At 68.2% G+C, this 12,556-nt stretch carries 15 protein-coding genes; 6 read left to right on the plus strand and 9 right to left on the minus strand.

Going from position 1 to position 12,556, the window contains the following annotated elements:
• Positions 1–8 precede the first annotated feature (8 nt).
• Entirely contained in the window at positions 9–1,109 is a 1,101-nt protein-coding gene (locus ABSY19_RS27395; RefSeq protein ID WP_382157576.1) for an enoyl-CoA hydratase/isomerase family protein, read from the plus strand.
• Positions 1,110–1,119: 10 nt separating this feature from the next.
• Here the strand turns inward: ABSY19_RS27395 and ABSY19_RS27400 are convergent, their stop codons facing one another.
• The 4 genes from ABSY19_RS27400 to smpB all read right to left on the minus strand — a co-directional run bounded on the left by ABSY19_RS27400 (position 1,120) and on the right by smpB (position 3,487).
• Positions 1,120–1,935, minus strand: a complete 816-nt coding sequence (locus tag ABSY19_RS27400; RefSeq protein WP_382157578.1) for an anti-sigma factor family protein — start codon at positions 1,933–1,935, stop codon at positions 1,120–1,122.
• 16 nt (positions 1,936–1,951) lie between these two features.
• Entirely contained in the window at positions 1,952–2,485 is a 534-nt protein-coding gene (locus ABSY19_RS27405; protein WP_382157580.1) for a sigma-70 family RNA polymerase sigma factor, read from the minus strand.
• A 39-nt stretch (positions 2,486–2,524) separates the two neighbouring features.
• The gene (locus ABSY19_RS27410) at positions 2,525–2,902 is read right to left on the minus strand and encodes a hypothetical protein (protein WP_382157582.1); all 378 of its coding nucleotides are present in this window, start codon (positions 2,900–2,902) and stop codon (positions 2,525–2,527) included.
• Positions 2,903–2,992: 90 nt separating this feature from the next.
• A complete protein-coding gene (gene smpB / locus ABSY19_RS27415; RefSeq protein ID WP_291115673.1) occupies positions 2,993–3,487 on the minus strand; it encodes an SsrA-binding protein SmpB in 495 nt (164 codons plus the stop codon).
• A 48-nt stretch (positions 3,488–3,535) separates the two neighbouring features.
• Here smpB and ABSY19_RS27420 point away from each other — a divergent pair, with 48 nt between their 5' ends.
• Positions 3,536–3,982 (plus strand): type II toxin-antitoxin system RatA family toxin, encoded by a 447-nt coding sequence (locus tag ABSY19_RS27420; protein WP_382157584.1) that lies wholly within the window; start codon positions 3,536–3,538, stop codon positions 3,980–3,982.
• A 10-nt stretch (positions 3,983–3,992) separates the two neighbouring features.
• On the plus strand, positions 3,993–4,322 hold the full coding sequence (locus ABSY19_RS27425; RefSeq protein WP_382157586.1) for an RnfH family protein: 330 nt from the start codon (positions 3,993–3,995) through the stop codon (positions 4,320–4,322).
• Here ABSY19_RS27425 and ABSY19_RS27430 read toward each other — a convergent pair.
• Complete coding sequence (locus tag ABSY19_RS27430) at positions 4,316–4,888, minus strand: DUF4124 domain-containing protein (protein WP_382157588.1); 573 nt, start codon at positions 4,886–4,888, stop codon at positions 4,316–4,318. The genes ABSY19_RS27425 and ABSY19_RS27430 overlap by 7 nt on opposite strands.
• A gap of 172 nt (positions 4,889–5,060) precedes the next feature.
• On the opposite strand from ABSY19_RS27430, the gene guaB reads away from it, so the two are divergent.
• Together guaB and guaA are read left to right on the plus strand one after the other, a co-directional pair.
• A complete protein-coding gene (gene guaB / locus ABSY19_RS27435) occupies positions 5,061–6,530 on the plus strand; it encodes an IMP dehydrogenase (protein WP_291115661.1) in 1,470 nt (489 codons plus the stop codon).
• A gap of 156 nt (positions 6,531–6,686) precedes the next feature.
• Positions 6,687–8,303, plus strand: coding sequence for a glutamine-hydrolyzing GMP synthase (gene guaA, locus ABSY19_RS27440; protein ID WP_382157590.1), 1,617 nt, complete (start codon positions 6,687–6,689; stop codon positions 8,301–8,303).
• Positions 8,304–8,357: 54 nt separating this feature from the next.
• Here the strand turns inward: guaA and ABSY19_RS27445 are convergent, their stop codons facing one another.
• The gene (locus tag ABSY19_RS27445) at positions 8,358–9,551 is read right to left on the minus strand and encodes an FAD-dependent monooxygenase (RefSeq protein WP_382157592.1); all 1,194 of its coding nucleotides are present in this window, start codon (positions 9,549–9,551) and stop codon (positions 8,358–8,360) included.
• An 11-nt stretch (positions 9,552–9,562) separates the two neighbouring features.
• Positions 9,563–10,447 carry a tripartite tricarboxylate transporter substrate binding protein gene (locus ABSY19_RS27450; protein WP_382157593.1) on the minus strand — a complete coding sequence of 295 codons (885 nt, stop codon included), beginning with the start codon at positions 10,445–10,447 and terminating at the stop codon, positions 9,563–9,565.
• 217 nt (positions 10,448–10,664) lie between these two features.
• Here ABSY19_RS27450 and ABSY19_RS27455 point away from each other — a divergent pair, with 217 nt between their 5' ends.
• Complete coding sequence (locus ABSY19_RS27455; protein ID WP_382157594.1) at positions 10,665–11,444, plus strand: IclR family transcriptional regulator C-terminal domain-containing protein; 780 nt, start codon at positions 10,665–10,667, stop codon at positions 11,442–11,444.
• Positions 11,445–11,455: 11 nt separating this feature from the next.
• On the opposite strand, the gene ABSY19_RS27460 is transcribed toward ABSY19_RS27455, so the two are convergent.
• The gene (locus ABSY19_RS27460) at positions 11,456–12,016 is read right to left on the minus strand and encodes a TetR/AcrR family transcriptional regulator (protein WP_382157596.1); all 561 of its coding nucleotides are present in this window, start codon (positions 12,014–12,016) and stop codon (positions 11,456–11,458) included.
• Positions 12,013–12,549: a dihydrofolate reductase family protein gene (locus ABSY19_RS27465; protein WP_382157598.1), complete on the minus strand. Its 537-nt coding sequence runs from the start codon at positions 12,547–12,549 to the stop codon at positions 12,013–12,015. Before ABSY19_RS27465 ends, ABSY19_RS27460 begins: the two co-directional genes overlap by 4 nt.
• Positions 12,550–12,556: the final 7 nt, after the last annotated feature.

Genomic DNA, 12,556 nt, shown 5'->3' on the forward strand with positions numbered 1-12,556 from the left:
GAACAAAGATGACTTCTCTGACACCCGAAACCCATGTCGTTGCCGAAATCCGGGGGCGCGTGGGCTGCATCACCCTGAACCGGCCCAAGGCCCTCAACGCGCTCTCGCTCGACATGCTTCGCAGCCTTACGCAGACCTTGCAGGCCTGGCGCGACGATGACGCGGTGCTCGCGGTGGTGGTGCGCGGGGTCAACAAGGAAGGCCCGTTCGGCGCGTTCTGCGCGGGCGGCGACATCCGCTTCTTCCACCAGGCGGCCCTGGCCCGTGATGCAGCGCTGGAAGACTTCTTCACCGAGGAGTACGCGCTCAACCACCTCATCCACACCTACCCCAAGCCCTACATCGCCCTGATGGACGGCATCGTGATGGGCGGTGGCATGGGCATCAGCCAGGGCGCGAGCCTGCGCATCGTCACCGAGCGCAGCAAGCTGGCCATGCCCGAAACCAACATCGGCCTGTTTCCCGACGTGGGCGGGGGCTACTTCCTGAGCCGCTGCGCGGGCCGCCTGGGCGAGTACCTGGCGCTCACGGGCCTGGTGCTGACCGGCCGCGAGGCCATCACGGCGGGCCTGGCCGATGGCTTCATCGACGCCGGCCGCTTGCCCGGCCTGTGGGCCTCGCTCGAGCGCACGCCGTTCGAAAACGGCGCGTCGGTGGAACGCTGGTGCACGAGCCACCTCAGCACCACCGCAGCGCCCGCCCCCTGGCCGGCGAAAGAGGTGGACCGGATCTTCGGCCTGCCCGATGTCCCGACGATCATCGCCGCGCTCGAAGCGACCGACAGCGACTGGGCCCGCCAGACCGCCACCACCCTGCGCCAGCGCTCGCCCTTGATGCTGCACGTGGTGCTCGACCAGATTCGACGGGCGCGCGGCATGGGCCTGGCCGACGACCTGCGCATGGAGCGCGACATGGTGCACCGCTGTTTCCACCTGCGCCCCGGCGCCGCCAGCGAAACGGTGGAAGGCATCCGCGCCCTGGCGGTGGACAAGGACCATGCGCCCCGGTGGAACCCGGCCCGCATCGAAGACGTGACGCCAGCGGAGGTCGCCGCTTTCTTCGAGAGCCCCTGGCCGGTGGACGAGCACCCGCTGCGGCGGTTGGGCTGAGGGCCGCGGCTTAGAGCTGGCGGTACACCGCCTCGGCCAGGGCCATGAGTGCGTCGCGGCTCAGCGGCCCGCTCAGGGCGTAGCCGAACCCCTGGTCCACCCAGTAGAAGCCGGGCACCGGGCCCTCCTGCGCGAAGCGGAAAGCGGTTTCGCCGCTGGCCTCGGCAGGTTCCGTGGTGGGGGCGAGGGCGCCCAGGTACAAGGTGATGCGCACGCCCTGGGCGTTCTGGAACATGAACTGCGCGCGCGCACCCACGTCGCCCGGCAGCAGGCGGCCACCGACGAGTTCGTAGCCCAAGGCATCGAGGCGCGGCACCTTGAGCGCCTTGCCGGTGCGGCGCGACAGCCATTGCACCAGGTGCTCCTGATCCACCGCGCCCACCTCCACCGGGTGCCGCTTCTCGGGGGAGTACACCGCGTGGGCGACCGATGCATCGCGCGCGAAGGCGGGCAGGGTGGCCAAGGGGGCAGAACCTGGCGCGGGCCCGCTCGGCCACTCGTGGTTCGACAAACGACCGACGCCGAAGGCCAGCACGATGCCGGCCGCCATGCCGCCCCAGCGCCACCAGCCGGACACGCGGGCCTGTGCATCGCTGGTGCGGTGCGCGGCTTCCCGCATGCCGGGCGGCACGGGTTCCTGCAGCAGGCCGGCATGCAACTGTCGGATGGCGTCGCGCTGGGTCTGCCAGTGGGCCAGGCGCTCGCGGCCGTGCGGATCGCCCTGCAGCCGTTGCAACAGCGCGTCCCGCTCGCCGCCTTGCACCTCGCCATCGAGCAGGCGATTGATCTCGGCGTCGGTCAGCGGCTGGGTGAGGGGGGTGTCCATGGTCTTGCGGGCGGTGCTATTTCAGCCGCCTCAGGTGGGGAGGAGCGTAGGCATCGGGCGGCACGCTCTGGGCCGCCGCGTTCATCAGCGCCTGCAGGCGGGTGCGGGCGCGCGAGAGCCGCGACATGACGGTGCCGATGGGGCTCCCGGTGATGCGGGCCACCTGCTCGTAGCTCATGTCCTCCAGGCTCACCAGCAGCAACACCACGCGCTGTTCTTCGGGCAGGCGCAGCAGGCAGCGCTGCAGGTCCATGGCCAGGTCCTGCGCGGCGTCGGGCGCCACCAGCTCGGCCGCCACGTCGTCCGGGTCCACCGGCAGGCCGCTGCCTTCGCGGCGTTGCACCCGGCGCAGGCCGCTGACGTGCAGGTTGTGCATGAGCGTGAAGAGCCAGGCCCGCAGATCCGTGCCGACCGTCCAGAGCCGCCACTTGGCGCAGGCCCGCTCCAGCGTGTCCTGCACCAGGTCATCGGCCGCCCAGGGGTCGCCGGTGAGCGCGCGCGCATAGCGGCGCAGACCGGGAATCTGGTCGATCAGTTCGGCGCGTCTCATGTCTCGGCGCGGCAGTGGCCGTGGTGGGCTGGAGGCGGCTCAGGGCTTGGCCACGCGCCAGACGTTGTTGAAGCCGTCACCGGTCTTGTCGCCGGGCTTGGTGTCCTTGGCCCAGTGGTACAGCGGCTTGCCCTTCAGGGCCCACTGCTTCTGGCCGTCATCGCGCGTGATGACGGTGTAGTCGCCGTTGCCCTTGTCGTTCCCACCGGCCATCAGCGGCGGCCAGTTGGTGGCGCAGGGCCCGTTGCAGACCGACTTGCCACTGCCCGCCACGTCGCGGTCGAAGGTGTAGAGGGTCATGCGATTGGGGCCGACCAGCACGCCATCGCTGGCCATGGCAGGGGCCGGGGCGGACGACATCGAGGCGCAGCCACCCAGCAGGGCCGCTGCCAGGGTCAGGGGAATCAGGAATTTCATGGCGTTCTCCGTTGAAGGTATGGGCAGACAGGCTCTGCACAGGGATGAACGCCGGCTGTGGCGGGTTTATTCCCGCGCCGCGAAAAAACCTCAGCGGCTGCGCGACTTCATCGCACGCTCGACCTCGCGCTTGCCTTCGCGGTCCTTGATGGTGTCGCGTTTGTCGTGTTCGGCCTTGCCCCTGCCCAGCGCGATCTCGCATTTCACCTTGCCGGTCTTCCAGTGCAGGTTCAACGGCACCAGGGCATAGCCCTTCTGTTCGACCTTGCCGACAAGGCGGCGGATCTGCTCCTTGTGCAGCAGCAGCTTCTTGGTCCGCACCGAGTCCGGGCTCACGTGGGAGGAGGCGGTGTGCAGCGGGTTGATCTGGCAGCCGATGAGGAACATCTCGCCCTCGCGGATCACCACATACCCGTCGGTGAGCTGCACCTTGCCCTCGCGCAGGGCCTTGACCTCCCAGCCTTCCAGCACCATGCCCGCTTCGAAGCGTTCTTCGATCGCGTAGTTGAAGAGCGCCTTGCGGTTCTCGGCGATGCGGCTGTCAACGCCTTTGGTGGAAGATTCTTTGCTGCTTTTGGTGGACATGAAGCGGAAGGTGCGGCCGTTTCAGGCCAATACAATGAGTTGGATTGTATGAAAACCATTCACAAGTCCGTTTTGCTCTGGCACAGCGCACACGAAATGTTCGCGCTGGTCACCGACATCGAGCGTTACCCCCAGTTCCTGCCCTGGTGCGATCAGGGCCAGGTGCTGGAAAAAAACGAAGCGGGCATGGTGGCCCGCGTGGGCATCGCCATCAGCGGCCTGCGCCAGAGCTTCACCACCCGCAACACGCACGAGGCCGACCGCAAGGTGCACATGGAGCTGGTGGACGGGCCGTTCTCCCAGCTCGATGGTGTGTGGGAGTTCACCCCTCTGGGTGAGGGTGACCAGCGTGCCTGCAAGGTCGATTTCAAGCTGAGCTACGGCTTCGCCAGTTCGGCCCTGGCGGCCCTGGTCGGCCCGGTGTTCGACAAGATCGCCGGCAGCCTGGTGGACGCTTTCGTGAAGCGGGCCGACCAGGTATACGGCGCGGACTGATCACCACCCCATGAAGATCACACTGATGCACGCTCCTGCGCCCCGCGAGGTGGTGGAAGAGGTGCTCGACGTGCCCGAGGGGTGCACGCTGCGCCAGGCACTCGATCAGGCGGGTTGGCTGCAGCGCTTTCCCGACATCGAGGCCGAACCGCTGGCGCTCGGCATCTGGGGGCGCAAGGCCGGTTGGGACCGGTTGTTGCGCGAGGGCGATCGGGTGGAGGTGGTGCGTGGGTTGCGGGTGGACCCGAAGGTGGCGCGCCGCGAACGCTTCATGGGGCAGGGCGCGCGCTCCACGGGGCTTTTCGCCCGCCGGCGCCCGGGGTCGAAGGCCGGTTACTGAGGGCCGGACTTGGGCATCGGCCCGCAGTTGCCGCGCATCACGTCATCGAGCCGCTTGGCCTCGGCGGTGCGGGCCTTGTCGTCCATGATCTCGCGCTCGCCCTTGGCATTGGTGGTGGCCAGGCGCACACCGGAATCCAGGGTGGCCCTGGCCTGTTTGGCGCGGTTGCAACTCTCGGTGCGCGCCTGCGCGACGCGCTGCTCCTCGGCCTTCTGGCGAGCGGCCTCGGTCTGTTCGGTCTGTTTCTTCTTGGCCTCGAGTTCCTTGTCGACCGTGGGCAGTTGAGGGGCGGCCGCCTGAGGCGCCGCACCCGCAGGGGACGCTGCGCCGGTCTCGGTGCTGGCGGGCGCAACCGCGGCCGGCGCGGGCATCGGGGCGCTGCCGCCGCCGGGGCGCTTGAGGATGTTCTTGTCGGGCACGCTGGCGGGGGGCGCGGTGTCGCTGAACACCTTGCGATCACCTTCCTTCCAGACCCATTGCGCGGAGGCGATCGAGCAGGCCAGCAGCAGGAATCCCGCCGCCAGAGGGGCTCGCCAGGACGGCGTCGAAGGGCGTTTTTGAGGCATTGGCGGAGTTTAGCGGCGGGCCCCTGCGCGCATGGTGGCATCTGCGGTTTTATCGGCCACAAGCCGCAGGAGCGGTAGCTTTTCGAGCCTGAGCGGTACCCGGGGTGGGACGGGGTGTGCGGGTTTGCCCGAAGGTCGGCCGGCTACAATCGACGCTTTTGGAGCTTTACCCATGCGCCTCCTCGGCAAAGCGCTCACCTTCGACGACGTGTTGCTGGTGCCAGCGTACTCCCAGGTCCTGCCCAAGGACGCCTCGCTTGCCACCCAGTTCTCCCGCAACATCCAGCTGAACCTGCCCCTGGTCTCCGCGGCCATGGACACCGTCACCGAAGCCCGTCTGGCGATCGCGATCGCCCAGGAAGGCGGCATCGGCATCGTGCACAAGAACCTCACGGCGCAGGAGCAGGCGGCCCACGTGGCCAAGGTCAAGCGCTACGAGTCGGGCGTGCTGCGCGACCCGGTGGTGATTTCTCCCCAGACCACGATCCGCCAGGTCATGAAGCTCTCGGACGACCTGGGCGTCTCCGGCTTCCCGGTGGTCGACGCCGGCAAGGTGGTGGGCATCGTCACCGGCCGCGACCTGCGCTTCGAGACCCGCTACGACCTGCCGGTGAGCGAGATCATGACGCCGCGCGAGCGCCTGGTCACCATGCCCGACGGCACCACGCCCGCCGAGGCCAAGAAGCTGCTCAACAAGCACAAGCTGGAACGCCTGCTGCTGGTGAACGACGCCTTCGAGCTCAAGGGCCTGATCACGGTGAAGGACATCACCAAGCAGCTCAACTTCCCCAACGCCGCGCGCGACGCCGCCGGCCGCCTGCGCGTGGGCGCGGCGGTGGGCGTGGGCGAGGGCACCGAGGAACGTGTGGAAGCGCTGGTCAAGGCCGGCGTGGACGCCATCGTGGTCGACACCGCCCACGGCCACAGCAAGGGCGTGCTCGACCGCGTGCGCTGGGTCAAGCAGAACTACCCGCAGATCGACGTGATCGGCGGCAACATCGCCACCGGCGCCGCCGCGCTGGCCCTGGTGGAAGCCGGTGCCGACGCGGTCAAGGTCGGCATCGGCCCGGGCTCGATCTGCACCACCCGCATCGTGGCCGGCGTGGGCGTGCCGCAGATCATGGCGATCGACAACGTGGCCACCGCGCTGCGGGGCACCGGCGTGCCGATGATCGCCGACGGCGGCATCCGCTACAGCGGCGACATCGCCAAGGCCATCGCGGCCGGCGCCAACACCGTGATGATGGGCGGCATGTTCGCCGGCACCGAAGAGGCGCCGGGCGAGATCGTGCTGTACCAGGGCCGCAGCTACAAGAGCTACCGCGGCATGGGCTCGATCGGCGCCATGCAGCAGGGCAGCGCCGACCGCTACTTCCAGGAAAGCAGCACCGGCAACCCCAACGCCGACAAGCTGGTGCCCGAGGGCATCGAAGGCCGTGTGCCCTACAAGGGCTCGGTGGTCTCCATCATCTTCCAGATGGCCGGCGGCCTGCGCGCGGCCATGGGCTACTGCGGTTGCCCGAGCATCGAGGACATGCGCGACAAGGCCGAATTCGTCGAGATCACCTCGGCCGGCATCCGCGAAAGCCACGTGCACGACGTGCAGATCACCAAGGAAGCCCCGAACTACCGGGCTGAATGAGTTCCCCCCGCGCCGCCTGCGGCGTCACCCCCCGGGGGGCGGCACCAGCGGCCCGGCAAAGCCGGTTCCGCGGTGCCCCTGGACGGGGTGGCCGCTTGCTCAACGGGTCGTCCTTCGGGGCGACCTTTGTTTTTTTCTGAAGTCCCCCGTCAAGCCATGCAGCACCAGAAAATCCTCATCCTAGATTTCGGTTCCCAGGTCACCCAGCTGATTGCCCGCCGCGTGCGCGAAGCCCACGTGTACTGCGAAGTGCACCCCTGCGACGTCAGCAGCGAGTGGGTGCGCGAGTTCGCCGCCGACGGCCAGCTCAAGGGCGTGATCCTCTCCGGCAGCCACGCCAGCGTGTACGAGGTGGACGACAAGGCGCCCGAGGCGGTGTACGAGCTGGGCATTCCCGTGCTGGGCATCTGCTACGGCATGCAGACCATGGCGCAGCAGCTGGGTGGCAAGGTGGAAGGCTCGCACACGCGCGAGTTCGGCTACGCCGAAGTGCGCGCCCGGGGCCACACGGCGCTGCTCAAGAACATCGCCGACTTCACCACCCCCGAAGGCCACGGCATGCTCAAGGTGTGGATGAGCCACGGCGACAAGGTCACCGAGCTGCCCCCGGGCTTCAAGCTCATGGCCAGCACGGCGAGCTGCCCGATCGCCGGCATGGCCGACGAGGAGCGCCGCTTCTACGCGGTGCAGTTCCACCCCGAGGTCACGCACACCGTGCAGGGCCGGGCACTGCTGGAGCGCTTCGTGCTCGAGATCTGCGGCACCAACCCCGACTGGGTGATGCGCGATCACATCGCCGAGGCGGTGGAGAAGATCCGCCAGCAGGTGGGCGATGAAGAGGTCATTCTGGGCCTGTCCGGCGGGGTCGATTCCTCGGTGGCGGCCGCCCTGATCCACCGCGCCATCGGCGACCAGCTCACCTGCGTCTTCGTCGACCACGGCCTGTTGCGCCTGAACGAAGGCGACATGGTGATGGACATGTTCGTCGGCAAGCTGCACGCCAAGGTGATCCGGGTGGACGCGGCCGACCAGTTCCTCGGCCACCTCGCCGGCGTGAGCGACCCGGAGGCCAAGCGCAAGATCATCGGCCGCGAATTCGTCGAGGTGTTCAAGGCGGAAGCCGCCAAACTCATTTCAAGTGGTGCTTCAACAAAAGGCGCCAAGTGGTTGGCACAAGGCACTATTTACCCGGATGTGATCGAATCCGGCGGGGCCAAGAGCAAGAAGGCCGTGACCATCAAGAGCCACCACAACGTGGGTGGCCTGCCCGAGCAACTGGGCCTGAAACTGCTCGAACCCCTGCGCGACCTGTTCAAGGACGAGGTGCGCGAATTGGGCGTGGCGCTGGGCCTGCCGCACGACATGGTCTACCGCCACCCGTTCCCGGGGCCGGGCCTGGGCGTGCGCATCCTGGGCGAGGTCAAGAAGGACTACGCCGACCTGCTGCGCCGGGCCGACGCCATCTTCATCGAGGAACTGCGCTCCACCGTCGACCCGCACAGCGGCAAGACCTGGTACGAACTCACCAGCCAGGCCTTCACCGTGTTCCTGCCGGTCAAGAGCGTGGGCGTGATGGGCGATGGCCGCACCTACGACTACGTGGTGGCGCTGCGCGCGGTGCAGACCAGCGACTTCATGACCGCCGACTGGGCCGAGCTGCCCTATGCGCTGCTCAAGAAGGTCAGCGGCCGCATCATCAACGAGGTGCGCGGCATCAACCGCGTGACCTACGACGTGAGCTCCAAACCGCCAGCGACCATCGAGTGGGAGTAAGCGTCGTCGCCAACGCCGCCCCCGAATGGAGGCGGCGATGCGACGCCTGGGTGCTCAGGCCGACACCCCATCGAGGCTCAGGGACTCGAGGGCTTCCTTCTCGATGTCGTGGTCGTAGAGCGATTTGCGCAGCGTGGCGGAGTTCGCGATCTCCCGATCGCGCTGGCCCAGGTCCGCGTACTTGGAGTCGTAGCGCATGCCGTTCTTGCGGGCTTCCGCCTGCACCATGGACGTGCGCGGGCGGCGCAGCGCCTCGTAGCGCCTGAGCGCGTCCTCCACGGAGCGGCCTTCGGCGCAGGTCTGCAGCAGAACGGCCAAGGCCGTGCCGTCTTCGATGGCCTGGTTCGCGCCCTGGCCCAGGTGGGGCAGCATGGGGTGGGCGGCATCGCCCAGCAGTGCCAGGCGTCCGTTCACCCATTGTCCCAGCGGCTTGCGGTCGTAGAGGCCCCACCAGAAACACGTTTCCACCTTGTCCAGCAGGCCGGTCACGCGGGGATCCCAGCCGGTGAACGAGGCCGCGAGTTCGTCGCGGTCGCCGATGGCGGACCAGGACTCGGCGGTCTCGCTGGTCGTCGGCACGAAGCCGACGTAGTTCACCAGTTCGCCACCTCGGACGGGAAACACCATGAAGTGCTTGCCATCGCCCATCCAGACCTGGTGCGCCTCGCGCCGCCACTCGGGGAGCTTGTCCGCGGAGATCAGGCCCCGGTACGCCCGGAAGCCGGCGTACTCGGGGGCGGACGGCTCGACGACGTGCTTCTGCAAGACCGAGTTGATGCCGTCGGCAGCGATCACCACATCGGCGTTCGCCACATGGCCGTTCTCGAAGACCAGGCGGGCGCCGTGCTCGTCCTGGCTGAAGTCGACGCACCGATGGCCGGTGTGGATCGAGCTGGGTGGGAGCGCGTCGGCCAGCGCCTTCAGGATGTCGGCCCTGTGCATGCCGTACATGCCGCTCCAGCCACTGGAGTCGGTGGTCAGGATCTTGCCCACGACCGTGCCGTCCATGCGGTAGTACTCGGACCCGGCGCCGACCTTGGCGCCCACGCGGGCGAGGGCATCGCCCAGGCCCATGCGCTCCAGTTGCCTCAGGCTGTTGGGGTAGACGAAGATGCCCGCACCGACCTCACGCAACACGCCCGACTGTTCGTACACCGCGACGCTGATCCCCCGATGGCGCAACGCGACCGCGGCGGCGAGACCGCCGATGCCACCGCCCACGATGGCCACATGAATACCCTTTGACATCACAACCGCTTTCATTTGGTGTTCTTGGAAGCCGGGCCGAGCAACTCGCTGACGGCCCGGTATTCGTTGGTGATTTCTTCGGAAAGGGCCCTGGCGGAGCCCCATTCCTGCACGATCCCCGCCGGCAGCAGTTGCGCCGAGATGCTGGCGTTGCGGGCGACCTCTTCCAGGGCGGGGACGATCTTGTCCAGCACGTCCTTGGGAACGCCGGCGGGCATGAAGAAGCCGAACCACACGCCCAGAAGATCGGCCTTGTAGCCCGCCTGGCGCAGCGTGGGCACGTTGGGGAACTCGGGGAAGGGCGAAGAGATGGCCAGGGCGCGCAACGCGCCGGTGCGCATGTGGGCGCTGACCGCCCCCAGCGCGAGAACGACGGCATCGATGTGGCCGCCGAGCAGGTCGGTGACGGCGGGTGCCGCGCCCTTGTAGTTCACGGAGCTCAACGAGGCGCCGGTGGCCGCGTTCATCAACTGCACGCTGATTTCGCCGACGGAGCCGGGACCGGCGTTGCCGATGCGGATGCCGTGGGCGCTCTTGGGCGCCTGCTCGATCATTTCCTTCACGGTCTTGAAGGGCGCGTCCTTGTAGGTCACCAGCACCGAAGGGCTGCGGGTGGTCAAGGCCAGAGGCACGAGGTCCTTCAAGGGATCGTAGTTGGCGGCATCCGGTTCGATCACGCGCCGGATGGTCAGCGGGCTGTTCTGCGCGTAGAGCAGGGTGTAGCCGTCCTTGGGCGCGCGGATCACGGATTGGGTGCCTAGGGAGCCACCGGCACCGGGGCGGTTCGCCACCGTCACGGCGGTGCCCAGCAACCTCGAAAGCTCCTGCCCCATCAGGCGCGCGGCCCGGTCCGCCGCATCGCCCGCGGCCAGCGGCGTCACCAGGTTGATGGGCATGCGGGGATAGTCGTTCGCACGCGAGAGGAGGGGGACCGCCAGCAGCGGTGCGATGCCTAGAAGTTGTCGTCTCTTGATCATGGTTGGGCGCTCTGAAAGTTGGGGGAGCCTGCCCGGTGCCCACCGGGTCGGGCGAGGCATCGGAACAGCCAGCGAATTCTGTCGACAGGGCCGTTCTGAAGCAATCCGGTTTTGCGCATTGCGCAATAATGCGCCCATGACCGACGCCCAACGATCGCACCCGCGCGATTTCATCGCGTCCCTGGAGAAGGGGCTGAAGGTCCTGCTCTGCTTCGAGCGCAAGCACGCCAAGCTGAACCTGTCCGAAGTGGCGCGCCTGACGGGTTACACACCGGCCACGGCGCGCCGGCTTCTGCTGACGCTGCACGAACTCGACTACCTGCACAGCGATGGCAAACGTTTCTGGGTGGCGCCGCGCACCTTGCTGCTGGCCAGGTCGTACCTCATGTCGAGACCGGCGCCCCAGGTGGCGCAACCGGTGCTCGACAAGCTGGCCGATCGCACGCGCCAGTCCGCCTCGCTGGGCTTGCTGCTGGACCACGAGGTCCTCATCATTGCCAGGTCCACGGGCCGGCGCACGCTGTCGACCGGGCTGGGCATCGGGTCGCGCCTGCCGGCTTTCTGCTCCGCGCTGGGCCGGGCGGTGCTGTCGACGCTGCCCCGCGAGGAGGTGGTGAGCTACCTCGCGACCACCCCCCTGGACCCCTGGACGCCGAAGACGGTGCAGGACATCGCCTCCGCGACGGGCCAGGTGGAGCATTGCCGGACCTTCGGATGGGCCGAGTGCGACGAAGAGCTGGAGTTGGGCGTGCGCTCCATCGCGGTGCCGATCTCCAGCATCTCGGACAAGACAATCGCCGCGGTGAGCCTGTCGGTGCGCGCGGAGCGGATGTCGATGGAAGCCTTTCGGGCCGCGCACCTGGCCGCGATCCGGGAAGCCAGGGACGAGCTGAGGGCGACAGTGACCTTCGATTGAGCCCGGCGCCGTCAGGGCGCCGTCAAACGGTCCAGCAGGCGGTCGAGGGCCAGCCGGTAGTCCGCCTGCAGGGCCAGGGCCCGCTTCGGATCGCCGTGGGCCGAGGCCAGGGCCAGGCCGCTGCCGTGGGCATGGTCCACCAGCACGTCGCGCCACAGGTCGGGCTCGGCCGTGATCTGCGCCAGCAGCAGGCCCAGGCGATCGGTGATCTGGCGCGTCACCCCGGCAAAGGCCTCCGGTGTGGCGAAGATGGCCAGCGTCAGTTGCGGATGGCGGCCCACGGCGCCGTGGTAGCGGGTCAGGATCGCCTGCAGCTCTGCCCGAGGGGCGGCCAGCCCTGGCGCACCCTCCAGCACCTCGGCATACACGCGATCCGACAGCGCCCGCAGCAGCCCGGCGTGGTTCTCCACGTGGTGGTAGAGGCTCATCGGCGTGACGCCCAGCCGCGTGGCCAGGGCGCGCATCGTCAAGCCTTGCCCACCGCTTTCATCCAGCAGCGCCAGCGCCGCCGTCAGGATGTCGTCGCGGGCCACCCCCGTCCCCTGGGCCGGGCGCCCCCGTGGTCGGTTCATGGGGCGAGCCGGTAGGTGGATTGCACCAGGCCGGAAGGAAAGCTGCGGCTGGCCACCAGGCGCCAGGCCACGTCCTGTGCCAACGCGCCGAACAGCGGCCTTCCCGACCCGATCAGCACAGGGACCGTGGTGACCACCATGTCGGCGATCAAACCCTCGCGCAGGAAGGACTGCACCACCTGCCCTCCATCCACATAGACCCGGCGCACGTTCTGTTCGGCCAGGTGCTTCATTGCGTCCCGGGGCGCGAGGCCGGAGAAGCGGACCTTGCCCTTCAGCGCCTCGGACACGGGCGCGTCGGCCAACTGCCTGGAGAGCACCATCACGGGCCGGTCGTAGGGCCAGGTGTCGAAGCTCAGTGCCTTTTCGAAGCTGCCCCGGCCCATCACGATCATTTCCTTGTCGGCGATGAACGCGGTGTAGCCGTGGTCCTCGGCGGGATCGTCGCGTTGCAGCAGCCAGTCGATGTCGCCGTCCTGGCGCGCGATGAAGCCGTCCAGGCTGGTGGCGATGAAAACGTGTGCGGTGGTCATTCGGTGT

This window comes from Hydrogenophaga sp. ANAO-22 (assembly GCF_042466645.1).
In the GTDB taxonomy this organism is placed as follows: Bacteria; Pseudomonadota; Gammaproteobacteria; order Burkholderiales; family Burkholderiaceae_C; genus Hydrogenophaga.